This window comes from Micromonospora sp. DT43 (genome assembly GCF_049841645.1).
Lineage (GTDB): Bacteria > Actinomycetota > Actinomycetes > Mycobacteriales > Micromonosporaceae > Micromonospora.
In genome coordinates, this window is the sequence record NZ_JBNCKR010000011.1 from 38,678 (window position 1) to 62,269 (window position 23,592).

The 23,592-nt window shown below is 71.2% G+C and carries 25 protein-coding genes; 15 read left to right on the top strand and 10 right to left on the bottom strand.

Annotation, left to right across the window (positions count from 1 at the left end; genetic code table 11):
- Positions 1 to 73 precede the first annotated feature (73 nt).
- Positions 74 to 1,174 (top strand): calcium:proton antiporter, encoded by a 1,101-nt coding sequence (locus ACLQ26_RS23655; RefSeq protein ID WP_425746518.1) that lies wholly within the window; start codon positions 74 to 76, stop codon positions 1,172 to 1,174.
- Between the two features lie 13 nt (positions 1,175 to 1,187).
- On the opposite strand, the gene ACLQ26_RS23660 is transcribed toward ACLQ26_RS23655, so the two are convergent.
- Together ACLQ26_RS23660 and ACLQ26_RS23665 are read right to left on the bottom strand one after the other, a co-directional pair.
- Positions 1,188 to 2,444: an RNA polymerase sigma factor gene (locus tag ACLQ26_RS23660; RefSeq protein WP_425746519.1), complete on the bottom strand. Its 1,257-nt coding sequence runs from the start codon at positions 2,442 to 2,444 to the stop codon at positions 1,188 to 1,190.
- 3 nt (positions 2,445 to 2,447) lie between these two features.
- Positions 2,448 to 2,840: a YciI family protein gene (locus ACLQ26_RS23665; RefSeq protein ID WP_425746520.1), complete on the bottom strand. Its 393-nt coding sequence runs from the start codon at positions 2,838 to 2,840 to the stop codon at positions 2,448 to 2,450.
- 250 nt (positions 2,841 to 3,090) lie between these two features.
- Between ACLQ26_RS23665 and ACLQ26_RS23670 the strand changes: the two genes are divergently transcribed.
- Positions 3,091 to 3,300 (top strand): hypothetical protein, encoded by a 210-nt coding sequence (locus tag ACLQ26_RS23670; RefSeq protein WP_425746521.1) that lies wholly within the window; start codon positions 3,091 to 3,093, stop codon positions 3,298 to 3,300.
- Between the two features lie 3 nt (positions 3,301 to 3,303).
- Here ACLQ26_RS23670 and ACLQ26_RS23675 read toward each other — a convergent pair whose 3' ends face one another.
- A complete protein-coding gene (locus ACLQ26_RS23675; protein WP_425746522.1) occupies positions 3,304 to 3,666 on the bottom strand; it encodes a hypothetical protein in 363 nt (120 codons plus the stop codon).
- Positions 3,667 to 3,828: 162 nt separating this feature from the next.
- On the opposite strand from ACLQ26_RS23675, the gene ACLQ26_RS23680 reads away from it, so the two are divergent.
- Together ACLQ26_RS23680 and ACLQ26_RS23685 are read left to right on the top strand one after the other, a co-directional pair.
- Complete coding sequence (locus tag ACLQ26_RS23680) at positions 3,829 to 4,572, top strand: neutral zinc metallopeptidase (protein WP_425746523.1); 744 nt, start codon at positions 3,829 to 3,831, stop codon at positions 4,570 to 4,572.
- A 122-nt stretch (positions 4,573 to 4,694) separates the two neighbouring features.
- Positions 4,695 to 5,351, top strand: coding sequence for an HAD family hydrolase (locus ACLQ26_RS23685; RefSeq protein WP_425746691.1), 657 nt, complete (start codon positions 4,695 to 4,697; stop codon positions 5,349 to 5,351).
- Between the two features lie 16 nt (positions 5,352 to 5,367).
- Here ACLQ26_RS23685 and ACLQ26_RS23690 read toward each other — a convergent pair whose 3' ends face one another.
- The 5 genes from ACLQ26_RS23690 to ACLQ26_RS23710 all read right to left on the bottom strand — a co-directional run bounded on the left by ACLQ26_RS23690 (position 5,368) and on the right by ACLQ26_RS23710 (position 11,336).
- Positions 5,368 to 5,745, bottom strand: coding sequence for a carboxymuconolactone decarboxylase family protein (locus tag ACLQ26_RS23690; RefSeq protein ID WP_358101045.1), 378 nt, complete (start codon positions 5,743 to 5,745; stop codon positions 5,368 to 5,370).
- Between the two features lie 164 nt (positions 5,746 to 5,909).
- Positions 5,910 to 8,465: an ABC transporter permease gene (locus ACLQ26_RS23695; RefSeq protein WP_425746524.1), complete on the bottom strand. Its 2,556-nt coding sequence runs from the start codon at positions 8,463 to 8,465 to the stop codon at positions 5,910 to 5,912.
- On the bottom strand, positions 8,465 to 9,232 hold the full coding sequence (locus ACLQ26_RS23700) for an ABC transporter ATP-binding protein (RefSeq protein ID WP_425746525.1): 768 nt from the start codon (positions 9,230 to 9,232) through the stop codon (positions 8,465 to 8,467). Before ACLQ26_RS23700 ends, ACLQ26_RS23695 begins: the two co-directional genes overlap by 1 nt.
- 354 nt (positions 9,233 to 9,586) lie before the next feature.
- Positions 9,587 to 10,273: a response regulator gene (locus tag ACLQ26_RS23705; protein ID WP_425746526.1), complete on the bottom strand. Its 687-nt coding sequence runs from the start codon at positions 10,271 to 10,273 to the stop codon at positions 9,587 to 9,589.
- 148 nt (positions 10,274 to 10,421) lie between these two features.
- Positions 10,422 to 11,336 carry a RecB family exonuclease gene (locus ACLQ26_RS23710; RefSeq protein WP_425746527.1) on the bottom strand — a complete coding sequence of 305 codons (915 nt, stop codon included), beginning with the start codon at positions 11,334 to 11,336 and terminating at the stop codon, positions 10,422 to 10,424.
- A gap of 140 nt (positions 11,337 to 11,476) precedes the next feature.
- Here ACLQ26_RS23710 and ACLQ26_RS23715 point away from each other — a divergent pair, with 140 nt between their 5' ends.
- The 3 genes from ACLQ26_RS23715 to ACLQ26_RS23725 are packed head-to-tail and all read left to right on the top strand — an operon-like array spanning position 11,477 to position 14,167.
- Entirely contained in the window at positions 11,477 to 12,568 is a 1,092-nt protein-coding gene (locus ACLQ26_RS23715) for a site-2 protease family protein (protein ID WP_425746692.1), read from the top strand.
- Positions 12,565 to 13,566, top strand: a complete 1,002-nt coding sequence (locus tag ACLQ26_RS23720; RefSeq protein ID WP_393292814.1) for a tRNA (adenine-N1)-methyltransferase — start codon at positions 12,565 to 12,567, stop codon at positions 13,564 to 13,566. The genes ACLQ26_RS23715 and ACLQ26_RS23720 overlap by 4 nt, the downstream gene beginning before the upstream one ends.
- A gap of 28 nt (positions 13,567 to 13,594) precedes the next feature.
- Positions 13,595 to 14,167: a hypothetical protein gene (locus tag ACLQ26_RS23725; protein ID WP_355053016.1), complete on the top strand. Its 573-nt coding sequence runs from the start codon at positions 13,595 to 13,597 to the stop codon at positions 14,165 to 14,167.
- Between the two features lie 62 nt (positions 14,168 to 14,229).
- Here ACLQ26_RS23725 and ACLQ26_RS23730 read toward each other — a convergent pair whose 3' ends face one another.
- The gene (locus ACLQ26_RS23730) at positions 14,230 to 14,523 is read right to left on the bottom strand and encodes a ferredoxin (protein ID WP_039908212.1); all 294 of its coding nucleotides are present in this window, start codon (positions 14,521 to 14,523) and stop codon (positions 14,230 to 14,232) included.
- 178 nt (positions 14,524 to 14,701) lie between these two features.
- Between ACLQ26_RS23730 and arc the strand changes: the two genes are divergently transcribed.
- From arc to prcA, 6 genes are all read left to right on the top strand, one after another.
- The gene (gene arc, locus ACLQ26_RS23735; RefSeq protein ID WP_363689455.1) at positions 14,702 to 16,486 is read left to right on the top strand and encodes a proteasome ATPase; all 1,785 of its coding nucleotides are present in this window, start codon (positions 14,702 to 14,704) and stop codon (positions 16,484 to 16,486) included.
- 203 nt (positions 16,487 to 16,689) lie between these two features.
- Positions 16,690 to 18,207 (top strand): depupylase/deamidase Dop, encoded by a 1,518-nt coding sequence (gene dop, locus ACLQ26_RS23740; RefSeq protein WP_425746528.1) that lies wholly within the window; start codon positions 16,690 to 16,692, stop codon positions 18,205 to 18,207.
- A gap of 104 nt (positions 18,208 to 18,311) precedes the next feature.
- Positions 18,312 to 18,527, top strand: a complete 216-nt coding sequence (locus ACLQ26_RS23745; protein ID WP_088948111.1) for a ubiquitin-like protein Pup — start codon at positions 18,312 to 18,314, stop codon at positions 18,525 to 18,527.
- Positions 18,528 to 18,773: 246 nt separating this feature from the next.
- On the top strand, positions 18,774 to 19,205 hold the full coding sequence (locus tag ACLQ26_RS23750) for an endonuclease VII domain-containing protein (protein ID WP_425746529.1): 432 nt from the start codon (positions 18,774 to 18,776) through the stop codon (positions 19,203 to 19,205).
- Complete coding sequence (prcB, locus tag ACLQ26_RS23755; RefSeq protein ID WP_363689449.1) at positions 19,124 to 19,963, top strand: proteasome subunit beta; 840 nt, start codon at positions 19,124 to 19,126, stop codon at positions 19,961 to 19,963. The genes ACLQ26_RS23750 and prcB overlap by 82 nt, the downstream gene beginning before the upstream one ends.
- Before the next feature lie 61 nt (positions 19,964 to 20,024).
- A complete protein-coding gene (prcA, locus tag ACLQ26_RS23760; protein ID WP_425746530.1) occupies positions 20,025 to 20,855 on the top strand; it encodes a proteasome subunit alpha in 831 nt (276 codons plus the stop codon).
- 80 nt (positions 20,856 to 20,935) lie between these two features.
- On the opposite strand, the gene rfbB is transcribed toward prcA, so the two are convergent.
- Positions 20,936 to 21,937 (bottom strand): dTDP-glucose 4,6-dehydratase, encoded by a 1,002-nt coding sequence (rfbB, locus tag ACLQ26_RS23765; protein WP_425746531.1) that lies wholly within the window; start codon positions 21,935 to 21,937, stop codon positions 20,936 to 20,938.
- Positions 21,938 to 22,021: 84 nt separating this feature from the next.
- Here rfbB and rfbA point away from each other — a divergent pair, with 84 nt between their 5' ends.
- A complete protein-coding gene (rfbA, locus tag ACLQ26_RS23770; RefSeq protein WP_425746532.1) occupies positions 22,022 to 22,909 on the top strand; it encodes a glucose-1-phosphate thymidylyltransferase RfbA in 888 nt (295 codons plus the stop codon).
- Complete coding sequence (locus ACLQ26_RS23775; RefSeq protein WP_425746533.1) at positions 22,906 to 23,529, top strand: dTDP-4-dehydrorhamnose 3,5-epimerase family protein; 624 nt, start codon at positions 22,906 to 22,908, stop codon at positions 23,527 to 23,529. The genes rfbA and ACLQ26_RS23775 overlap by 4 nt, the downstream gene beginning before the upstream one ends.
- The last annotated feature ends 63 nt before the right edge of the window (positions 23,530 to 23,592 follow it).

Consider the following 23,592-nt stretch of genomic DNA (forward strand, 5'->3'; position numbering starts at 1 on the left):
TGGGTTACGCAATTGCCTGCCGCGCTGCGTCGATGGTGGGCGCATGATCAGGTGACCTGGCACTCTTGGCGGCATGCCAGCCCAGCTTCGATCCCGCCTGCTCGACTGGACCGTCGCCGTACCCGTGCTCGCCGTGCTGGTGTTGCTCGTGACGTGGGGGCGGGACCTTCCCGGTCCCGTCGTCGTGGTGGTCGCCGCGTTGCTGGGCGGCGCGGTGCTCGCCGCCGTGCACCACGCGGAGGTGGTCGCCCACCGGGTGGGGGAGCCGTACGGCTCGCTGGTGCTCGCCGTTGCCGTCACCGTCATCGAGGTGGCCCTGATCGTCACGCTGATGATCAGCGGGCCGGAGAAGACCCAGTCGCTCGCCCGCGACACAGTCTTCGCCGCCGTCATGATCACCTGTAACGGGATTCTCGGCCTGTCCCTGCTGCTCGGGGCGCTGCGCCGACGCGTGGCCGTGTTCAACCCCGAGGGCACCGGCGGGGCCCTCGCGACGGTGATCACCCTGGCCACGTTGAGTCTGGTCATCCCGACCTTCACCACGGCCCGCCCCGGGCCGGAGTTCAGCCCCGCGCAGCTCGTCTTCGCCGCCGTCGCGTCGCTCGCCCTGTACGGGCTGTTCGTGCTGGTGCAGACCGGCCGGCACCGCGACTACTTCCTGCCCGTCGACACCGAGGGGCGGGTCATCGACGCGGAGGAGCACGCCAGGCCGCCGACCACCCGCGCCGCGCTGATCAGCCTCGGGCTGCTGCTGGTGGCGCTGGTCGCGGTCGTCGGCGACGCCAAGACCGTCTCACCGACCATCGAGGCGGGCGTGGCGGCGGCGAACCTGCCGCACGCGTTCGTCGGCGTGATCATCGCCCTGCTGGTGCTGCTGCCGGAGACCCTGGCCGCGGCCCGCGCCGCCCGTCGTGACCGGGTGCAGATCAGCCTCAACCTCGCCCTCGGCTCGGCGATGGCGAGCATCGGCCTGACCATCCCGGCCATCGCGATCGCCTCGATCTGGCTGGACGGCCCACTGCTGCTCGGCCTCGGCGGCACCCAACTCGCGCTGCTCGCCCTCACCGCCGTGACCGCCGTGCTGACAGTGGTGCCGGGCCGGGCCAACGTGTTGCAGGGCGGCGTGCACCTGGTGCTGCTGGCCGCGTTCGTCTTCCTGGCCGCCAGTCCCTGACCGGCCCGCCGGCTCAGCCGGCGGGCGGAGGGTCGTCCGCGAGACGGTCCGCGCGGGCGTTCAGGTAGCGCTGCTGCGCCAGGTTCGTCGAGCGCGCCGCCGCCATCCGGTACGCCTCCCGCGCCGCGACCCGCTCACCCACCTGCTCCCACAGGTGGGCGCGGGCGGCCGGCAGCCGCGGATCGTCGGCCAACCGGACGTCGCCGGCCAGATCGGCCAGCAGTGCCAGGCCGGCCGACGCGCCCCGGCTCATGGCGACCGCCACCGCGTGGTTGAGCGCCACGACCGGATTGTCGGCCAGGCCGAGCAGCACCTCGTACAGGGCGGTGATCTGCGCCCAGTCGGTCGCCGCCGCGGAGGGCGCCTCGTCGTGCACGGCCGCGATGGCCGCCTGGAGCTGGTACGGGCCGACGACCCCGCGCGGCAACGCCTCGCTGACCAGGGCGACGCCCTCGGCGATCTGATCGGCCCGCCATCGGCCGCGATCCTGCTCGGCCATCGGCACCAACTCGCCGTGCGCGCCGATCCGCGCCGGCGTGCGAGCGTCGGTGAGCAGCATCAACGCCAGCAGCCCCGCGACCTCGGGATCGTCGGGCAGCAACCGGTGCACCAGCCGGGTCAGCCGGATCGCCTCGGCGGTCAGGTCGGCGCGCAGCAGCCCCGGGCCGGCGGTCCGCGCGTACCCCTCGGTGAAGACCAGATACAGCACGTGCAGCACCGCGGCGACCCGCTCGGCGCGTTCCGCAGGCGTCGGCGGCGCGAACCGGAGGCCGCTGGCGCGGATGCGCTGCTTGCCCCGGCTGATCCGCCTGGTCATCGTCGCCTCCGGCACCAGGAACGCGCGGGCCACCTCGGCGGTGCTCAACCCGCCCACCGCACGCAGCGTGAGTGCGATCTGCGATGCCGGTGAGAGGGCCGGATGGCAGCACAGAAACAGCAGGACGAGAGTGTCGTCGACGTCCGCCGTCGGCCGGTCGGCGGCCGGCGCCAACCACTGCTCCGGCAGCGTCCACCGCGCCACGGTCTCCTCCCGCCGCGTTCGCGCCTGGTCGCGCCGGAGCAGGTCGGTCAGCCGCCGGGACGCCACGGTGATCAGCCAGGCCCGGGGATTCTCCGGTACGCCGTCGCGCGGCCAGCCGCCCGCCGCAGCGATAAGCGCCTCCTGCACGGCGTCCTCGGCCGTGTCGAAGTGACCGTAGCGGCGGACGAGCGCGCCGAGGACCTGCGGCGCCACCTCGCGCAGCAGGTCCTCGACGGGTGTGTCCGGCACCGGTCAGCCGGCCAGGTCCTCGACGCCGTCCAGCACCGGCCGCACGTCCACGTACTGGCCGGGGGCGTCCGGGTCGACCAGGCCGGCGGCGATCTCCGTGGCCCGGTCGAAGCTGGCACACTCCACGATCGTGTAACCGGCGAGGACTTCCTGCGTCTCCGGGTACGGGCCGTCGGTCACCACCGGTGCCCCGTCGCGCACCTGCACCCGGCGGGCGTGCACCGGCTCGCTGAGGCCCTGCGCGTCGACCAGTTCGCCGGACTCGGCGAGCGCCTGGTGGAACGTCTCCATGTGCTTGTGCATGGCCGCGATCTGTTCGGCCGACATGGCCGGCCGCTCGGTTGCCCGCCCCGACAGCACGTCGTAGTCCCGCTGCGACCCGTAAAGCAAGATCATGTATTTCACACCGCTACCCCCTTCTGACAAGCGCACCGCCCGGACCGGGCCGGCGTCACCAGAAACGTCGAACCCACCCCGCCCACCCGGACACCAACCCCACCTCATCCCTGGTTGATCATGAAGTTATTGCCCTCGATGCCGGCGTGTCGGCGCAATAACTTCATGATCGACGAGGTGGGGGCGGGGGTTGGGCGGCCGGGGTCTGGTCAACTCCGTTGTGTGGTCCTACCGGACTACGGTGGCGGGCATGACGGTGGTGTGGGTGGTCGCCGGGGCTTTCGTCGCGGTGGCGGGACTGGCGGTCGGAGTCGTGGCGCGGCGGGGACGGGGTCGGCCGGGCTCGGGTGACGACCGCGCCGCTGGGCGGGACGCTCGGGTGCGCCAGCAGCGGTACGAGGCCGAGCGGCACGCCGACCAGGGCGACACATGGCAGCGCGGACGCGATTCCAGCGGATGAGGGTCACTGGCCGTAGGACAGGCGGAGGCGGTTGTTGACCAGGTAGTTGAGGCGGTGGCGTAGGTAGCCGAGGGTGCTCTCGCTCGGCAGGTCCGCCTCGCTGGTCAGGGTCCAGCGCAGCGTGCAGTCCCCGCCCGGTGATCCGGGCGTCACGTCGAAGCGGATCCGGTCCAGCGGCCGGTGCGGCCACAGCGACGACCACACCAGCAGCACCGGCGCGTAGCCGGCCACCACCCGGGGCGGCACCTCGTCGTCGCGCAGCTCCAGCCAGGGACGATCGCCCGCCGCGTACGGGTCACGCAACGACCGCCACACGACGTGCGCCGGGGCCGGTTGGCTTCGCCGGCGGCTGCCCAACACGTGCACGTCGCGCCCTCCTCGCCGGACGGCCACATCCGCCCCGGGCCATTGTGGCCGCCCGGCGCCGGCCCGTGAACCGCCCGGCCCGGTCGTGCGTGCATCCGGTGGGCATGCGGTCGTACCGTCGGGGTATCGCACAGCCTGAGCGCCGATGTCTGGGGAGGCACCGTGGGGGCATGGTCAGGACGCGACATCCGAGGGCCACTGGCGGGCCTGATGGTGGCCGCGCTGGTGTCGCTCGCCTGCGCCGGCGGTGGGCTGGCCGAGCCGGAGGGCGAACGCCCGGGCGCGAAGCCGTCGGCCGCCTCGCCGGGACCGAGCACCACCCGCGCCGACAGCACCACAAGCGTGGCCGAGTTCAAGCAGGACGTGGCCGACGCGCAGGCGGTCGCCGAGCGCTACTGGGCGGCCCAGTTCAAGGCGTCCGGGAAGCGCTTCTCACCCGTCCGGCGGGTCACCCCGTACCAGCGGGCCGGTGAGGTCTCCTGCGGCGGGCAGCCGCTGCCCCGCAACAACGCGGTCTACTGCTCGCAGGGCGACTTCATCGCGTACGACGTCGCCTGGTCGGTGGCGGCGTTCCGCGAGGTCGGTGACGCGTTCGTGTTCTACCTGCTCGGCCACGAGTACGCCCACGGCATCCAGGTGCGCCTCGGCATCAACTACAGCTTCACCATCCAGCAGGAGTTGCAGGCCGACTGCATGGCCGGGGCGTACCTCGGCGATTCGGTACGCTCCGGCGACCTGAGCCTCGCCGAGGGCGACCTGGACGAGTTCCGGGAGGGGGTGGCGGCCGTCGGCGACGACCCCGACCAGCCGTGGTTCGCCGAGGGCGCGCACGGCACCGCCGAGCAGCGCACCGACATGTTCTTCCGCGGCTACGAGCGCTCCCTGTCCGAGTGCGACCTGGGCTGAGCGGGGGTAGCCCCGATCACCTCGGCGCCCGTTGCCGCCACCGGCGACGACAGGTGCTGGCAGGATCTCCGGTGTCGGTTACGACCCAGGAGGATCCGCTGAGCAGCCATCACCCCGCCGCCGTGCTCTTCGACATGGACGGCACGCTCGTCGACAGCGAGAAGCTGTGGGACGTCGCCCTGCAGGAACTGGCGCGCGAGTACGGCGGTGATCTCTCCGCCGACGCCCGCCGGGCGATCATCGGCACCGCCATGGCCGAGTCGATGCGTATCCTGCACGACGATCTGGGGCAGCCGGAACGGGATCCGGACCTCAGCGCGGCGTGGATCAACGCCCGGATCCTGGAGCTGTTCCGCACCGGTCTGCGCTGGCGGCCCGGGGCGTTCGACCTGTTGCGCGCGGTCCGCGCGGCGGCGATCCCCACCGCGCTTGTCACCTCCAGCCCGCGGGCGCTCGTCGAGATCGCCCTGGACACCCTGGGGCGGGACAACTTCGACACGGTGGTCGCGGGCGACGAGGTGGTCGCGGCCAAGCCCCACCCGGAGCCCTACCTGACCGCCGCACGGCTGCTCGGTGTGCCGATCGAGCGGTGTGTGGCGATCGAGGACTCGCCGACCGGGGTGGCCAGCGCGCGTGCCTCCGGCGCTGCCGTGCTGGCCGTACCCGCCGAGGTGCCGCTGCCCAGCCTGACCGGCGTACACCAGGTGGAGAGCCTGACCGGCGTGGACCTGGAGCTGCTCGCGACCCTGGCGGCCGACCGGGCCGGCGCGACCGGCTGAGCCGGGCCGGCGCGGTTCAGGGACGCTCGGCGAAGACCGCCGCGACCACCTGGTAGCCGTCGAACGCCCGCGCCGCCCCCGCGTAGGCGGCGAGGTGGATGAACAGTTCGACGATCTCCTCCCTGGTCACCCCCGACTGCAGGGCGATGCGGAGTTGGCCACGCAGCGGTTCGTGGGTGCCGAGGGTTGCGGCGATCGCCACGGACACCAGGCTGCGGCTGCGGAGGTCCAGACCCGTTCGGGGCCATGCCTCGCCGAAGGTCTGCAGGGTTGCCAGGCGGCGGAAGTCCTCGCCCACGGAGGGCTCGCCGTCGCCGAGGGGCAGCACGAGCGGTTGACCGAGCAGTCGCTCGGCGGTCGCGAGCGCGCGGTGGTACGCGTCCTCGTCGGTCATGTCGTCCGTCCCGGGGTCTCGGCCGCCGCGACTCGTGGGCGGGCCGACGCCGTGCCGGCCCGACCAGCCTGGCAGCGCGCGCCGACCGACGGGGACGAATCGGCCAGGCCGGACGGCCGAGGCCCCCGACCGCGCAGTGGCGGTCGGGGGCCTCGGTGACGTGCTCAGTCGTGGGCGATCGCGCCCAGGACGTTGATCCGGGCCGCCCGCACGGCGGGGAGCACCGCGGCCACCACCCCGATGATCGCGGCGAGACCGAGGAAGACCCCCATCTGTCCCCAGGGCAGGATCAGGTCGGTGATGCCCTCGTCCTTGAGCGCCTCGACCACTGCGGCGCCGAGGCCGCTGCCGACCGCCACGCCCAGCAGCGCGCCGAACACGGAGATCACCACCGCCTCGACAGTGATCATGCCCATGGTCTGGCCACGGCGCAGGCCGATGGCCCGCAGCAGACCCAGTTCCCGGGTCCGCTCCAGCACCGACAGCGCGAGCGTGTTGATGATGCCCAGCACGGCGATCACGATGGCCAGCGCCAACAGGATCTGGATCATCGTGAGCAGCCCGTCGAGCGAACTGGTCTGCTGCTTGATGAACGCGTCCCGGTCGGCCACCGAGACCTCGGGGCTGTCCGCGAGCAGCGTCTCCACCTGCGGCTGCACGTCGGCCACCTGGGTGCCCGGCGCGAGCTGGATGAAGCCCTGGATGGGCTGCGGGATGGCGAAGTCCTTCGCGGCCTGCACCGGCAACGTCACCGGGTTGGTCAGCTGCGACGACTCGTAGATCCCGCTGACGGTGTAGGTCCGGGCCTCGCCCCGGGTCGGCTGCACCTTGACCGTCGAACCCACCGACCAGCCACGGGATGTGGCCGTGTCCGAACTGGCCAGCATCTGGGTCGGACCGAGCCGGTCGATGTCACCGGCGGTGGCCTTCGCCCCGAAGATCCGCCGCAGCGACGTGATGTCACTGCTCGCCGCGACCCAGGTGCTCTCACCGTCGAGCTTCGCCATGTCGCCGTACTCGCCGTCGACCAGCGCCACGCCGGGCAGGGCCTTCGCCTTGTCCAGCACACCCGGGTCGAAGCTCGGCGGACGCGGCCCGCCCTGCTGACCGGAGATCACCAGCTCGGCCTTGATGGTGTCCTGGGCGAGGGCGCTGATGCTGCCCTTGGCCGAGTCGAGGATCACCGTGACGCCGGTGACCAGCGCGATGCCGACCATCAGCGCGGCGGCGGTGATCGCCGTGCGCCGCGGGTTGCGCCCCGAGTTCAGCCGGCCCAGCTTGCCCGGCACCGACCAGGAGAAGATCGCGCCGAGCAGGCTCACCACCGGCCGACTGATCAGCGGCGTCAGCAGCGCCACGCCGATGAAGGCGAACAGCACCCCACCCAGGATGGTGGCCAGGGTCTGACCGCCCGCGTTGCCGCTGAGCCCCAGGAAGAGCAGCACCGCGCCGATGCCCGTGACGACCGCCCCGGCCACCGTGACCTTGGTCAGCGGCCGGTCCGGGGTGGCCACGTCCTGCATGGCGGCGATCGGGGGGATCCGGGATGCCCGCAGCGCCGGCAGCAGCGCCGCCACCACGGTGATCACCAGACCGACGCCGAACGACCCGATCACCGCGGCCGCCGGCACACCGATCCCGGCCAGGGTCAGCCCACCGGCCAACTTGCCGAACAGGAACGCCAACAGCGCCCCCACGCCGATGCCGGCCGCCAGGCCGAGCACCGACGCGATCAACCCGACCGCGATGGCCTCCAACACCACCGAACCGATGATCTGCCGGCCGCTGGCCCCGATGGCGCGCATCAGCGCCAACTCCCGGGTGCGCTGCGCCACGATGATCGAGAAGGTGTTGAGGATCAGGAAGGTGCCCACCAGCAGCGCCACCGCGGCGAAGCCGAGCAGGATCTTGTTGAAGAAGGACAGGCCCTCCTTCAGGCTGGCAGAGGCGTCCGCGGCCACCTGCTCGCCGGTCTTCACCTCGAAGTCCGCGCCCAGCGTGCGGGCCACGTCGTCGCGCAGCGTCTCGTCCGAGACGCCGTCGGCGGCGCGCAGCGTGATGCTGCTGAACGTGTCCGGCTCGCCCAGCATCAGCCGCTGCGCCACAGGCGTGGTGAAGAAGACCTCGTTGACACCACCGATCGAGTCCCGGTCACCGCTGTAACCCATGATGCCGACGAGCGTGAAGTCCCGCTTCTTCGACTCGAACGCGGTGAGCACGCCGACCTTCTGACCGACCTGCACCTTCGCCGTCGTGGCCAACGCCTTGTTGATGACGATCTCGTTCTCGGCCTGCGGCGCGCGCCCCTCCCGCAGCTGCATCAGGTCGCTCTCGCCGATCCAGTTCTCGCCCAGCTGCGGCGGACCGAACGACGTGACCACCTTGCCGTTGCTGCCGATCACCCGGGCGCCGTCGGCGTTGACGATGCCGGTGGCCGAAGCCACCCCCGGCACCTGCTTGACCCGGCCCACCACGGCGGCCGGCAGCGCAGCGGCGGTCTGCTCGCCCTCCATCTCGTTGACCTCGACCTTCGGCTTCGCCGCGACGTTCACGTCGATCTCGGAGAAGCCGTCGGCGAAGACCGAGTCGAAGGAGCGGCCGAGCGTGTCGGTCAACACGAACGCGCCGGAGACGAACATGACCCCGAGCACCACCGCCAGCCCGGACAGGATCAACCGGACCTTGCGGGCCAGCAGACTCTTGAGTGTCGCCCGGAACATCAGTTGCCCACCTCGGCCGGAGTGTCCAGCTTCTTCATGGTGTCCAGCACCGTCTCGGCGGTCGGCTCGATCAACTCCGAGACGATCTGCCCGTCGGCGAGGAAGACCACCCGGTCGGCGTACGCCGCGGCGGTCGGGTCGTGGGTGACCATGACGATGGTCTGGCCGTGCTCACGCACCGAGTTACGCAGGAAGCCGAGCACCTCCGCCCCGGAGCGCGAGTCCAGGTTGCCTGTCGGCTCGTCCGCGAAGATCACCTCGGGACGGGAGACCAGCGCCCGCGCACACGCCACCCGCTGCTGCTGACCGCCGGAGAGCTGCGCCGGCCGGTGGTCCAACCGGTCCTGCAGCCCCACCGTCCTGATCACCGTGTCGTACCAGGCCGGGTCCGGCTTGCGCCCGGCGATCGACAACGGCAGCAGGATGTTCTCCTTCGCGGTGAGCGTCGGCAGCAGGTTGAACTGCTGGAAGATGAAGCCCACCTTGTCCCGGCGTAGCTTCGTCAGCCCCGAGTCGCCCAACCCGGTGACAGTCGTCGCACCGATCGACACCGTTCCCCGGGTCACCGAGTCCAGACCGGCCAGGCAGTGCATCAGCGTCGACTTGCCGGAACCCGACGGGCCCATGATCGCGGTGAAGCGGCCACGTTCGAACTCCGCGCTGACCCCCCGCAGGGCGATGACCTGAGCCTCGCCGCTGCCGTACACCTTCCACACGTCGTTCGCCCGGGCCGCGGCCTGCGCCTGCTGGCCTACCGTCGCGGTCACGTCATCTACCTCTTCCGTCTGTCCGAATCTCACGCCGCCCCCCGATGGTCCGGCGTGACTGTTCAATCATCGGCGCTGCTCGGGCCCGCCTTGTCCGCCCACGGGGGGACCCGGCGCGGATTTCCCGCTGCGGGTGCACCCCCATGCCGCATCAGGGTTGCCCCTGACCCGACGGCCGATCGACAGGTTTCCCGACCGGCGAAACACCGCCGGGCACGACACTTCCCCCTCACGCCACAGGAGGGTCAACCGCGCCGAGCCGTCTACGGTCACGGTAGGTGACGACGGCAACAGAGCCGTCCCCCCACGGAGGGATCTTCGAGTACGCCGGGTGGGGTACCCGTCACGCGGCCACTACGCCCGCGGGCGGACCAGACCCGACTCGTACGCCAGCACGACCGCCTGCACCCGGTCGCGCAGCCGCAGCTTGGTCAGCACGTGCCCGACATGGGTCTTGACTGTGGTCTCGCTCACCGACAGCACAGCGGCGATCTCGGCGTTGGACAACCCCCGGGCCACCTGCACCAGCACCTCACGTTCCCGGTCGGTGAGCGCGCTGAGCGCCGCCGACGGAGTCGCCGCAGGGTCCGGCAGCAGGCCGGCGAAGCGCTCCAGCAGGCGGCGCAGGATCCGCGGCGCGACAACCGCGTCCCCGCCGGCCACCGTGCGGATCGCGGCGATCAACTCCTCGGCCGGCACGTCCTTGGCCAGGAACCCGCTCGCGCCCGCGCGCAGCGCGCCCACCACGTACTCGTCGAGGTCGAACGTGGTCAGCACCAGCACCCGCACCGGCAGCCGGGAGTCGACGATCGCCCGGGTCGCCGCCACCCCGTCCATGCGGGGCATCCGGATGTCCATCAGCACGACGTCGGGCAGCAGCCGCCGCGACAGCTCCACCGCCTCCACGCCGTCGCCGGCCTCCGCCACCACGTCCAGATCACCCTCGGCGCCCAGCACCATCCGGAAGCCCGTGCGCAGCAGCGGCTGGTCGTCGGCGAGCAGGATCCGCACCGGCCGCGCCGAGGCCACCCGATCGGCCATCACGTCTCCCGTCCCCGTCGCCGTCGCGCCCACGCCGGTCATCGTCGCGTACACCGGCCGGCGCGTCGTGGACCACCGTAGAGGCCCGCCGGCCGCGGTGTCCCGACCGACGCGGCACCGTCGCGGTCGGGCCCGGGCGAACCGGCGGTCACTCGTCGGCGCCGGGCACCACCGGAGCGGACCGGGCGTCGCGCAGCGGATCGGCGTTCGCCGCCGCGACGGGGAACGGCGGCGGAGTCCCGCCGAAGGTGGGGCAGAGCGCCTGGTGACTGCACCAGTCGCACAGCCTGCTCGGACGGGGTCGGAAATCCTGCCGGGCGGTGGCCTGCTCGATCGCCCGCCACAGCGCCACCACCGTGCGCTCGAAGCGGACCAGCTCGTCGGCGTCGGGGGTGTAGTCCAACACCTCGGCGTCGCGCAGGTAGAGCAGCCGCAGCACCCGGGGCACCACCCCCCGGGTGCGCCACAGCACCAGCGCGTAGAACTTCAGCTGGAACAGCGCCCGCGCCTCGAACGCCTCCCGCGGCGCGCCGCCGGTCTTGTAGTCGACCACCCGCAGCGCGCCGTCCGGGGCGACGTCGAGCCGATCGAGATAGCCCCGGATCAGCAGCTCGTCGTCGACGACCGCCGAGATCAGGCTCTCCCGCTCGGCCGGCTCCAGCCGGGTCGGATCCTCCACCGCGAAGTAGCCCTCCAGCAGCCCCGCCGCGGAGCGCAGGAACTCCACCGGGCCGGCCGGCTCGGCGTCGTCGAAGATCCCGGCAAGCTCCGGCTGCTCGGTGACCAGCCGATCCCACTGGGGGGCCACCAGGTCGCCGGCAGCGGCCGGGGTGCGGCCCTGCGCCGGCAGGTCGAACAGCCGCTCCAGCACCGCGTGCACAAGCGTGCCCCGCGCCTGCTCGACTGTCGTCCGCTCCGGCAACCGGTCGATGCTGCGGAACCGGTAGAGCAGCGGGCAGGTCTTGAAATCCGCCGCCCGCGACGGCGACAGCGAGGCCCGCACCGTCGGCGGCGCCTGCGCCGGGGAGGAGGACTGGGAGGTGGTGACCGGTTCCGCCGTCATGTCCGCAAAGGTTAGGGCACCGGTGTGACACCGCCCGCCGCCCGCCCCACGCCGGACCGGTCCGTAGCATCGGTGCGATGGAGCAGACACCCCGGCCGCCGCGTCGGTCCGACCGGCGACCCGGTCTGAGCGCGGGCCGGGTGCTCGGGGTGCCGCTGCACCTCAACGCCTCGATGCTCCTGCTCGCCGTGCTGGTCGCCGTGCTCTACGCCGAGTTCGCCCGCCGGCAACTGGACCTGCCGCAGGTCAGTGGCTACCTCATCGGCTTCGGGTTCGTGGTGTCACTGCTCGGCTCGGTGCTGCTGCACGAGCTGGGACACGCGCTCACCGCCCGCCGCTACGGCATCGGTGTGCGCGGGATCACCCTGGAACTGCTCGGCGGGTACACCGAGATGGACCGGGACGCGCCGACGCCCAAGGTCGACCTACTGGTGTCGCTCGCCGGCCCGGCGGTCTCCGCGGTGCTCGGCGTCCTCGCGGTCGCCGCCACCGTGGCCCTGCCCCCGGGCACCGTGGCCCACCAGCTCGCCTTCCAGCTCGCGCTGAGCAACGTCATCGTCGCGGTGTTCAACATCCTCCCCGGGTTGCCGCTGGACGGCGGGCGTGCCCTCCGCGCCGCCGTGTGGGGCCTGACCCGCGACCGGCACCGCGGCACCGAGGTCGCCGGCTGGGCGGGCCGCGTCGTGGCCGTCGGCACCGCCGTCCTGGTCGGTCTGTTGACCCTGACCGACTACCTGGTGCCGGTGGCGCTGCCCCTGATGCTGCTGGTCGCCGTCACCCTCTGGCGCGGCGCCGGGCAGTCGATCCGGGCCGCGCGGGTCAGCCGGCGGTTCCCGCTGATCGACCTGTCCCGGCTGGCACGGCCGATCTGGCCGGTGCCCACCGGCACACCGCTGTCCGAGGCACAGCGCCGCCGCGCCGAGGGCGGGCAGCCCGCCGCCGCGCTGCTGGTCACCGACTCCACCGGTCACCCGGTGGCGCTTGTCGACCCGGCCGCCGCCGCGGCCGTCCCCGCCGAGCGCCGCCCCTGGCTGACGGTGGACACCGTCGCCCGGCCACTGGCCGCCCTCCCCGCCCTGCCGGTCGGGTTGGACGGGGAACGGGTGATGGAGGCCGTGCAGACCCACCCGGGCGCGCAGTACGTGGTGACGTCAGGCGAAGATGTCGTCGGCATTCTGCACATCGGGGACCTGGCACAGCTCCTCGAACCCAACCGGAAGATGACATCGTGACCGCAACTCCCTCCACCGTCGCCGCCGACACCGCCCCCGGAGCGCTGACACCCGTGCACCGTGGCCCGTTCCGGCCCGGCGACCGGGTGCAGCTGACCGACCCCAAGGGGCGGATGCACACCGTGACGCTGGAGCCCGGCAAGGAGTTCCACACCCACCGCGGCATCCTGGCGCACGACGCGCTGATCGGGCTGCCCGACGGCAGCGTGGTGACCACCTCCGGCGGCGGCACCGCCTTCCTGGCGCTGCGCCCGCTGCTCTCGGACTACGTGCTGTCCATGCCGCGCGGCGCCCAGGTGATCTACCCGAAGGACTCGGCGCAGATCGTCGCGATGGGCGACATCTTCCCCGGCGCCAAGGTCCTCGAGGCCGGCGCCGGCTCCGGCGCGCTCAGCTGCTCGCTGCTGCGCGCCGTCGGCACCGAGGGAGAGTTGCACTCGTTCGAGGTGCGCGACGACTTCGCCCAGATCGCCAAGCGCAACGTCGAGGCGTTCTTCAACGGGCCACACCCCTCGTGGAACCTGCACGTCGGCGACGTCGCGCAGTGCCAGGAGACCGGCTTCGACCGGATCATCCTCGACATGCTCACCCCCTGGGAGACCCTCGACATGGTCGAGCGCGCGCTGGTGCCCGGCGGCGTCTTCATCGGCTACGTCGCCACCACGCCCCAACTCTCCGAACTCGTCGAGGCGCTGCGCGAGCGCGGCGGCTGGACCGAGCCCCGCGCCTGGGAGTCGCTGGTGCGCGACTGGCACGCCGAGGGCCTCGCCGTGCGCCCCGACCACCGGATGATCGCGCACACCGCGTTCCTGGTCTCCGCGCGCAAGCTCGCCCCGGGCGTCACCGCGCCGCCGCGCCGCCGCAAGCCCAGCAAGGGCACCGAGGCGTACGCGCAGCGCCGGCAGGACCTGCGCGAGGCCGAGGCGGCCCGCCAGGCGGCCGCCGCCCGGGCCGCCGACGCGCAGCCCGACACGACCGGGGAGATGGACAGGCCGTGACCATCGGCGAGCGGGGGGAGGCGGCGGCATGAGCCGACCGGGTTACGGCGGCGGCGACCTGCCCGCCGTTTTTCCGGACTGGTCGCCGTACCAGGATCTGGAATCGGCGGCGCGGGCCTACCTGCGCGACCCGGACGTCGCCCTGGAAGCCCTCGGTGGTGTGCTGCGCGGCGCCTCGGTGCTCGGCTTCACCCTGGAACGCTTCGTCAACGAGGTCAACGGCGTGTGGCAGGAGGTTGTCGTCTGCGACGGCAGCCGACTGATCCTCTGGCACGGTGAGGACGTGCCGCCGGGGGAGGGGCCGCCGGGCTCGATGACGTCGTCACTGCGGGTGGTGCCGGTCTCCACTGTCACCGAGGTGGGCTGCCGGCGGCGGCTCAACCGCTCCGAGAGCGGCGAGATCCGGGTCGACAGCATCGACGTCTACCTGCTGCTCACCTCGCTGGACGAGGCCCCGCCGAGCGAGGAGATGGCGGGTACGCCCCGACACGACGCGCTGCGCTTCGGCAAGACCCTCGACGACGGCGGCGCCGGGCAGATCGCCCGACTGGAGGAGTTCGCCCGGCTGGTGGCGTCGGTGGTCGGCCGCCCGATGCTCTGAGGGCGTACCCCGAACGGGTGGCGCCGGCGTCGCGCGAACCGCGACGCCGGCGCCCGCCCGACTCAGTCGTCCTCGGCGTCCGGGCCGGCGACCTCGACGCCGTCGCCGCGCACCACGTGGATGCAGTCGCCCGGGCACTCCTTCGCGGAGTCGATAACTTCGAGGCGCAGGTGCGCGGGCACGTCCACCCGGCTGCCCGGCGCCATCCGCAGCTCACCGTCGACGCCCTTGACGTACGCCAGGCCGTCGATGTCGAACTCGAAAACCTCCGGCGCGTACTGCACGCAGAGCCCGTCACCCGTGCAGAGATCCTGGTCCACCCAGACCTGCAACTGGTCGGTCGCGACCTCGGCCACCGGTGCACCCCCCATGTTCTCCCGTACCAGCCTCCGACGGTACCTGAACGTCCGTACCGGCCCGCCAGGCCACCCTTGGCGATCAAGGTTCGGTGACGAGGGTGTTGCGTGGGACCGAATCGGGCTCATAGCGGCTAGTGTTAGGTCAGAACGTTCAAGCCCCCCGGGGAGGTGGGACGTGGCAGCACGCAGCGACGACGCGGACTCGCGCGCCGCACGGTGGGAGAAGGAAGCCCACGATCTCTCCACGCAGGTCGCGTTCCTTCAGGAGGAACTCGCTCTGGTGCGGCGTAAGTTGACCGAAAGCCCCCGACACGTCCGGCAGCTCGAAGAGCGGCTGGCGGCCACCCAGGCACAGTTGGCGCGGCTGACCGAGAACAACGACCGGCTGGTGAGCACCCTCAAGGAGGCTCGCACGCAGATCGTCACGCTCAAGGAGGAGATCGACCGGCTCGCGCAGCCGCCGAGCGGCTACGGGGTCTTCCTGGCCAAGCACGACGACGGGACGGTGGACGTCTTCACAGGCGGCCGCAAACTGCGGGTCTCCGTCTCGCCCTCACTGGACGTGGACGAGCTGCGCCGCGGCCAGGAGGTCCTGCTCAACGACGCGCTCAACATCGTCGACGCGTTCGGATACGAGCGGGTCGGTGAGGTCGTGATGCTCAAGGAGATCCTGGAGGGACCGAACGGCGGGCCGGGCGACCGGGCGCTTGTGGTCTCCCACTCCGACGAGGAACGCATCGTGCACCTCGCCGAGACGCTCATCGGCTCGGCGATCCGGGCCGGCGACTCGCTCATGATCGAGCCCCGCTCGGCGTACGCGTACGAGCGGATCCCGAAGAGCGAGGTCGAGGAGCTGGTCCTGGAGGAGGTGCCCGACGTCGACTACGGCGACATCGGTGGCCTCCAGTCGCAGATCGAGCAGATCCGCGACGCGGTGGAGCTGCCGTTCCTGCACGCGGACCTGTTCCGCGAGCACCAGCTCCGCCCGCCCAAGGGCATCCTGCTCTACGGCCCGCCCGGCTGCGGAAAGACACTCATCGCCAAGGCGGTGGCCAACTCGCTGGCCAAGAAGATCGCCGAGCGGCAGGGCAAGGAGAAGCACACCAGCTTCTTCCTCAACATCAAGGGCCCGGAGCTGCTCAACAAGTACGTCGGCGAGACCGAGCGGCACATCCGGCTGATCTTCCAGCGGGCTCGGGAGAAGGCCGGCGAGGGCACCCCGGTGATCGTGTTCTTCGACGAGATGGACTCGATCTTCCGGACCCGCGGCTCCGGTGTCTCCTCCGACGTGGAGAACACGATCGTCCCGCAGCTGCTCAGCGAGATCGACGGCGTGGAGGGCCTGGAGAACGTCATAGTCATCGGCGCCTCCAACCGGGAAGACATGATCGACCCGGCGATCCTGCGCCCCGGTCGCCTCGACGTGAAAATCAAGATCGAGCGACCGGACGCCGAAGCGGCGAAGGACATCTTCTCCAAGTACATCCTCTCCGGGCTGCCGCTGCACCCGGACGACCTCGCCGAACACGGAGCCGACCCCCAGGCCACCGTCGCCGCGATGATCGACGCCGTCGTGCTGCGGATGTACTCCGAGACCGAGGAGAACCGCTTCCTCGAAGTCACCTACGCCAACGGTGACAAGGAAGTCCTCTACTTCAAGGACTTCAACTCCGGCGCGATGATCCAGAACATCGTCGACCGGAGCAAGAAGATGGCCATCAAGGAATTCCTCACCTCCGGTCGCAAGGGCCTGCGCCTGCAGCACCTGCTCGACGCCTGCGTCGACGAGTTCCGCGAGAACGAGGACCTCCCCAACACCACAAACCCCGACGACTGGGCCCGCATCTCCGGCAAGAAGGGCGAGCGGATCGTCTACATCCGCACGCTCGTCTCCGGCGGCAAGGGCGCCGAGGCCGGCCGGTCCATCGAGACCGCCAGCAACACCGGCCAGTACCTCTGAACAAACGGTGACACCAGCGGGCCCGGGACGCGTCGCGTCCCGGGCCCCACCCGTCGCGCCGACCCCTGCCGGGCTGGTCCCGGCGACGGGCAGCGCAGACGACACCGGTAACCCGCCCGCACCGGCGTGCCCCCGTCCCCGAACACTCGGACTACGCTCGACATGACGGGGGACCGGGTCGGGCGAGCGAAGCGGGTAGGTCGATGAGCGTAAGACGGATCATGGGCACCGAGGTCGAGTACGGCATCTCCGTGCCCGGCCAGGCCGGAGCCAACCCGATGGTCACCTCGTCCCAGGTGGTCAACGCCTACGGGGCCCGGCCAGAGCTCAACCGGGGCGGGCGCGCCCGCTGGGACTACGAGGAGGAGTCGCCGCTGCGCGACGCCCGCGGCTTCACCTACTCCGGGGCCGCCTACGACCCCGCCGAAGCCCTCGCGGACGAGGACCTCGGCCTGGCCAACGTGATACTCACCAACGGCGCACGCCTGTATGTGGACCACGCCCACCCCGAATACTCCACCCCCGAGGTCACCACCCCCCGCGACATCGTGCGCTGGGACAAGGCCGGCGAGCGGGTCATGGCCGAGGCGTCCCGCCGGGCCGCCACCATCCCCGGCAGCCAGCCCATCCACCTGTACAAGAACAACACCGACAACAAGGGCGCGAGCTACGGCGCCCACGAGAACTACCTGATGCGCCGGCAGACCCCGTTCGCCGACATCGTGGCGTACCTGACGCCGTTCTTCGTGACCCGGCAGATCGTCTGCGGCGCCGGCCGCGTCGGCATCGGGCAGGACGGCGGGCAGAGCGGCTTCCAGATCTCCCAGCGCGCCGACTTCTTCGAGGTCGAGGTCGGCCTGGAGACGACCCTCAAGCGGCCGATCATCAACACCCGCGACGAGCCGCACGCCGACGCCGACAAGTACCGCCGGCTGCACGTCATCATCGGCGACGCCAACCTCTCCGAGATCTCCACCTACCTCAAGGTGGGCACCACCGCGCTGATCCTCACCATGATCGAGGAGAAGGCGCTCGGCGCGGACCTCGGCATCGCCGACCCGGTAAGCGAACTCCGCGCGGTCAGCCACGACCCCTCCCTGGCGCACCTCATGAGGCTGCGCGACGGCCGCCGCCTGACCGCTCTGGACCTGCAGTGGGCGTACCTGGAGCGGGTGCGGTCCTTTGTCGACGACCGCTACGGCACCGACGTCGACGAGCAGACCGCCGACGTGCTGGACCGGTGGGAGGACGTGCTGGACCGGCTCGGCCGCGACCCGATGCTCTGCGCCGACGAGCTGGACTGGGTGGCCAAGCTGCGGCTGCTGGAGGGCTACCGGGAGCGGGAGAAGCTCGGCTGGGGCTCGCACAAGCTTCAACTCGTCGACCTGCAGTACTCCGACGTACGCCCGGAGAAGGGCCTCTACAACCGGCTGGTCTCCCGGGGGGCGATGAAGACGCTGCTCACCGACGAGGAGACCCGCACAGCCATGACCGAGCCCCCGGAGGACACCCGGGCCTACTTCCGTGGCCGCTGCCTCGCCCAGTACGCCTCCGAGGTGGTCGCCGCGAGCTGGGACTCGGTGATCTTCGACGTGGGTCGGGAGTCACTGGTCCGGGTGCCGATGATGGAGCCGGAGCGGGGCACCCGCGCCCACGTCGGCGCCCTCTTCGACCGCTGCGCCAGCGCCAAGGACCTGTTGGAGACGCTGACCGGGGGCTGAATCCGCTCCCGAATGCCCGCCGTGCGCCGCAACCCGGCGCGCGGCGGGCTTTTCGTCGTCCGCGCGAGGTAAGTTCATCGCAGACGATCGTGGAGGAGGCAGCAATGGCCACTCATGACAGCGGCGGCCAGTCGCAGTCCGGTAAGTCCCGCCAGGGCGAGGAGATCGAGGACGTCACCACGGAGGCCAACCCCGAGGTGGCCGAGCGGCACGCCGAGATCACCGAGGACGTCGACGACCTCCTCGACGAGATCGACTCCGTCCTGGAAGAAAACGCGGAGGAGTTCGTGAGGGGTTATGTCCAGAAGGGCGGGGAATAGGGCTTAATGTCCGATTTATCGGACCCCTCGGGCAAGGCATGCCCGCAGTGCAAGAGGGTGCTGCCCAGCACGGACTTCCATCGAGACCGTCGACGGGCAGACGGTCTCGCCTTCTACTGCAAAGCCTGTGCGGCTCTCCGGTCCGCGGCGAGCCGGCGTAAGCGGGGTATCGCCCCGCAGCGACGCTCGCCCACGCCCGTCGGCGAGGGTCTCAAGTGGTGTCCGGACTGCGAGCAGATCAAGCCCTTGGAGGAATTCCCCACCACCACGACCAAGGCGAGCGGCCGGCACAGCTACTGCAAACCCTGCCATAATGCCCGTGGCAAGGAGACCGCGCAGCGGCTCTACGGCGGGACACGCGAGTACCACCTGCGGCGGCGGTACGGCATCGGCGAGAAGGAGTTTCAGGAGCTCCTGGCCGAGCAGGGCGGGGTCTGCGCGATCTGCGGCGGCGCGGACCCGCAACATCTGGACCACGATCATCGCACCGGATGGGTGCGCGGGATACTCTGCTTCAACTGCAACGGTGGTCTTGGCCAGTTCCGTGACAGTCCTACGAGGCTGGCCAGGGCGATCACGTACCTGAGAGGAACCACGTGGCAGCGGGCTTTGATCCATCCGGGCGTCTACCAGATGTGTTCACCAACGCGGGGACGTCCTCCTTCACCACGTTTCTGAGCCGGGTGGCGCCCGAGATGCTGCCCGGTCGTCGGCCGTTGCCGCCGGGCATGGCCGCCGACCTGGCGCCGCACGCGACCACCATCGTGGCGATCTCGGCCGCCGGCGGTGTGGTGATGGCCGGCGACCGACGGGCCACCATGGGCAACCTGATCGCCCAGCGCGACATCGAGAAGGTGCACCCCGCCGACGCGTACTCGCTAGTCGGCATCGCGGGCACCGCGGGCATCGGCATCGAGCTGATGCGACTGTTCCAGGTGGAGCTGGAGCACTACGAGAAGATCGAGGGCGCGATGCTCTCGCTCGACGGCAAGGCCAACCGTCTGGCGTCGATGATCCGGGGCAACCTGGGCGCGGCCATGCAGGGCCTGGCCGTGGTTCCGCTGTTCGCCGGCTTCGACCTGGCCGCCGCCGACCCGTCGCGGGCGGGGCGGATCTTCAGCTTCGACGTGACCGGTGGCCCGTACGAGGAGACCGGGTACGACGCGATCGGCTCCGGCTCGCTCTTTGCGAAGTCGGCGTTGAAGAAGCGCTTCCGGGCCGGCATCTCCGTGGACGACGCGACCCGGCTCGCGGTCGAGGCGCTCTACGACGCGGCCGACGACGACACCGCGACAGGCGGACCGGACCTGACCCGCCGGATCTATCCGGTGGTGATGACCGCTACCGCCGAGGGCACCCGCCGGCTGACCGACACCGAGACGGCGGCGATCGCCGAGGGTGTGGTCGCCGGTCGGATGGAGAACCCGGGCGGTTGAGTTCCGTCCACCCCCACCAGTCAGCAGTCGTCAGCACAGTGCCGTAAGGAGAACCGCCGCCGTGGCAATGCAGTTCTACGCCTCGCCCGAACAGATCATGCGCGACCGCTCCGAGCTGGCCCGCAAGGGCATCGCCCGGGGTCGCAGCGCGGTGGTCCTCAGCTACTCCGGCGGGGTGCTCTTCGTCGCGGAGAACCTCTCCAGCGCCCTGCACAAGGTCAGCGAGATCTACGACCGGATCGGCTTCGCCGCGGTCGGCCGCTACAACGAGTTCGAGAATCTACGCCGCGCCGGTGTGCGGATGGCGGATCTGAACGGCCTCAGCTACGACCGGCGGGACGTCACCGGCCGGGCGCTCGCCAACGCGTTCGCGCAGACGCTCGGCGCGATCTTCACCGAGCAGTCGAAGCCGTTCGAGGTGGAGATCTGCGTGGCCGAGGTCGGGGCGACTCCGGATGACGACGAGCTGTACCGGCTCACGTACGACGGGTCGGTCAACGACGAGCCGGGCCGGATGGCGATGGGTGGCCAGGCCGAGGCGATCACCGGTGTGTTGAAGTCGCAGCACCGTGCGGACATGTCCCTCGGTGAGGCGGCCCGGGTGGCGGTGCAGGCGTTGAGCACCGTCGGCGGTGAGGGCGGCGCGGCCCGCACGATCGCCGCCAACCAGCTCGAGGTGGCGGTGCTGGACCGCCAGCGGGTGGGTCGTACGTTCCGTCGGATCACGGGCGCGGCGTTGACGGCGCTGCTCGATGGTGACGTCGCGGACGCGGACCAGCCGGCCGAGGCGGGTGGCCCGGACACGCCGGCGCAGCCGACCACGGAGGGGCACAAGCCGACGACGTCGGCGGGCTCCGCCGACCTGGAGGACAAGCCGGCGGACGGCAAGTAGCGCCTGTCGTGTCGGCGGGCGGCCCGGGGGAACGGGTCGCCCGGTCCGCCAACGTCGATCGTCGGTGTCGGACGATCGGGTCACGCGGCCGGTGCGGCCTTCAACGGCTCCCACCAGGCCCGGTTGTCGCGGTACCACCGCACGGTCTGCGCCAGGCCGTCGGTGAGGTCGATGCTCGGGGCGTACCCCAACTCTTGATTGATCTTGGTGATGTCCAGCGAGTAGCGGCGGTCGTGGCCCTTGCGGTCGGCGACCGGGACGACCCGGTCCCGGCCGGCGCCGCAGGCGTCCAGCAGCAGGCCGGTCAGCTCCTTGTTGGTCAGTTCGGTGCCGCCGCCGATGTGGTAGACCTCGCCGGCGCGGCCCTTCTGCGCAACCAGCGCGATGCCCCGGCAGTGGTCGTGCACGTGCAGCCAGTCGCGGATGTTGCCGCCGTCGCCGTAGAGGGGAACGGTGCCGCCGTCGAGCAGGTTGGTGACGAACAGCGGGATGACCTTCTCGGGGAACTGGTACGGCCCGTAGTTGTTGGAGCAGCGGGTGACCACCACGTCCATGCCGTGGGTGCGGTGGTAGGCCAGGGCGAGCAGGTCGGAGCCGGCCTTCGAGGCCGAGTACGGCGAGTTCGGCGCGAGGGGTGAGGTCTCCGTCCAGGAGCCCTCGTCGATCGACCCGTACACCTCGTCGGTGGACACGTGCACGAAGCGGCCGGTGCCGTGGCGCAGCGCGGCGTCCAGCAGCGTCTGCGTGCCGAGCACGTTTGTGGTGACGAACGGCGTGGCGCCGGTTATCGAGCGGTCGACGTGCGATTCCGCCGCGAGGTGCACGATCACGTCGTGCCCGGCGACCACCTCGTCGACCACACAGGGGTCGCAGATGTCGCCCTGTACGAAGCGCAGGCGCGGGTCGTCGCGCACCGGGTCGAGGTTCGCCAGGTTGCCCGAGTAGGTGAGCTTGTCGAGCACTGTCACGCCGGCGGGGTCGACCGCGGACACGCCCGAGGCGGTGCCACCGGGCACGCCCAGCAGCATCCGGACGTACTCCGAGCCGATGAATCCGGCACCGCCGGTGACGAGGATCCTCACGGATCCATGAGTGTACGCGAAGCGGTGGGCTGTCTGCCGCGACGAAACCATGCCGACGGGCTGGTTGCGGCTAAGCTCCCACGGGTGCGCGGAATCGTACTCGCCGGCGGCACCGGCTCCCGACTCTGGCCGATCACCCGGGTGGTTTCCAAGCAGTTGATGCCGATCTTCGACAAGCCGATGATCTACTACCCCCTCTCCACGCTTGTGATGTCCGGTGTCCGGGACATCCTGATGATCACCACGCCGGAGGACCAGGACCAGTTCCGCCGGTTGCTCGGCGACGGCAGCCAGTTCGGGCTGCGGCTGGAGTACGTCACGCAGGCCCGCCCGGAGGGCATCGCCCAGGCGTTCATCCTCGGCGCGGAATTCATCGGCGACGAGTCGGTGGGGCTGATCCTCGGCGACAACATCTTCCACGGCGTCGGTCTGGGTCGGCAGTTGGCCGCCCACAGTGACCTCGTCGGCGGCCGGGTGTTCGCGTACCCGGTGGCCAACCCGCAGGAGTACGGCGTGGTGGACTTCGACGCCGAGGGTCGGGTGCTCTCGATCGAGGAGAAGCCGGCTCGGCCGAAGTCGCGCTACGCGGTGCCCGGCCTGTACTTCTACGACAACCGCGTGGTGGACATCGCCCACAAGGTCACGCCCAGCGCCCGGGGCGAGTTGGAGATCACGGCGGTCAACGAGGTGTACCTGGAGACCGGTGAGCTGTCCGTCACCCTGCTGGACCGGGGGACGGCCTGGCTGGACACTGGCACGTTCGCGTCGATGATGCAGGCCGGCGAGTTCGTCCGGGTGATCGAGCAGCGGCAGGGTCTGAAGATCGGTTGCCTCGAGGAGGTGGCCTGGCGGGCCGGCCTCATCGACGACGACCAGCTGGCCGCGCTCGCCGAGCCGCTGACCAAGAGCGGCTTCGGGGACTACCTGTTCGGTCTGCTGGCCGAGAAGAACGACGCGCAGGCGACCCGATGAAGATCCGGGAGCTGGGCATCGAGGGGGCGTGGGAGGTCATGCCGCAGCGGCACGACGACCCCCGCGGCATGTTCATGGAGTGGTACCGCTTCGACAAGCTCGCCGAGGCGGTGGGCCATCCGCTGCGGTTGGCCCAGGCCAACCTGTCGGTGTCCGCGCGTGGCGTGGTGCGCGGCGTGCACTTCGCCGACGTGCCGCCCGGGCAGGCCAAGTACGTCACCTGTGTGCGCGGCGCGGTCCTCGACGTGATCGTGGACCTGCGGGTGGGCTCGCCGACCTTCGGCCGGTGGGAGGGCGTCCGGCTGGACGACACCGACCGGCGGGCGGTCCACCTGAGCGAGGGGCTGGGGCACGGCTTCTGCGCGCTTACCGACGACGCGACGTTGAGCTACCTCTGCTCGGCCACGTACAACCCGACCGGCGAGCACGCGGTGCACCCGCTGGACGAGGAACTGGGCATCGAGTGGCCCGCCGACGTCCCGCTGCTGTCCGCCCGCGACGACGCCGCGCCGACCCTCGCGCAGGCGCGCGAGGGCGGTCTGCTGCCGGAGTACGACGCCTGCCGGCGGTTCGTGGCGACCATCGGGCCGGACGGAATGTCGCACTCAGCCGGTATGTGACCACCCCCGGAGCACGACCTGTGGTGTGACAGTGACGAACCGGGCCTCCGGGCGGCTAATGTC

What these genes read in the sequence shown, in the direction of transcription:
- ACLQ26_RS23655 (WP_425746518.1), top strand. Translation starts at nt 74, where the DNA reads ATGCCAGCCCAGCTTCGATCCCGCCTGCTCGACTGGACCGTCGCCGTA.
- ACLQ26_RS23665 (WP_425746520.1), bottom strand. Translation starts at nt 2,840, where the DNA reads ATGATCTTGCTTTACGGGTCGCAGCGGGACTACGACGTGCTGTCGGGG.
- ACLQ26_RS23670 (WP_425746521.1), top strand. Translation starts at nt 3,091, where the DNA reads ATGACGGTGGTGTGGGTGGTCGCCGGGGCTTTCGTCGCGGTGGCGGGA.
- ACLQ26_RS23690 (WP_358101045.1), bottom strand. Translation starts at nt 5,745, where the DNA reads ATGACCGACGAGGACGCGTACCACCGCGCGCTCGCGACCGCCGAGCGA.
- ACLQ26_RS23695 (WP_425746524.1), bottom strand. Translation starts at nt 8,465, where the DNA reads ATGTTCCGGGCGACACTCAAGAGTCTGCTGGCCCGCAAGGTCCGGTTG.
- ACLQ26_RS23705 (WP_425746526.1), bottom strand. Translation starts at nt 10,273, where the DNA reads ATGGCCGATCGGGTGGCCTCGGCGCGGCCGGTGCGGATCCTGCTCGCC.
- ACLQ26_RS23710 (WP_425746527.1), bottom strand. Translation starts at nt 11,336, where the DNA reads ATGACGGCGGAACCGGTCACCACCTCCCAGTCCTCCTCCCCGGCGCAG.
- ACLQ26_RS23725 (WP_355053016.1), top strand. Translation starts at nt 13,595, where the DNA reads ATGAGCCGACCGGGTTACGGCGGCGGCGACCTGCCCGCCGTTTTTCCG.
- dop (WP_425746528.1), top strand. Translation starts at nt 16,690, where the DNA reads ATGAGCGTAAGACGGATCATGGGCACCGAGGTCGAGTACGGCATCTCC.
- ACLQ26_RS23745 (WP_088948111.1), top strand. Translation starts at nt 18,312, where the DNA reads ATGGCCACTCATGACAGCGGCGGCCAGTCGCAGTCCGGTAAGTCCCGC.
- ACLQ26_RS23775 (WP_425746533.1), top strand. Translation starts at nt 22,906, where the DNA reads ATGAAGATCCGGGAGCTGGGCATCGAGGGGGCGTGGGAGGTCATGCCG.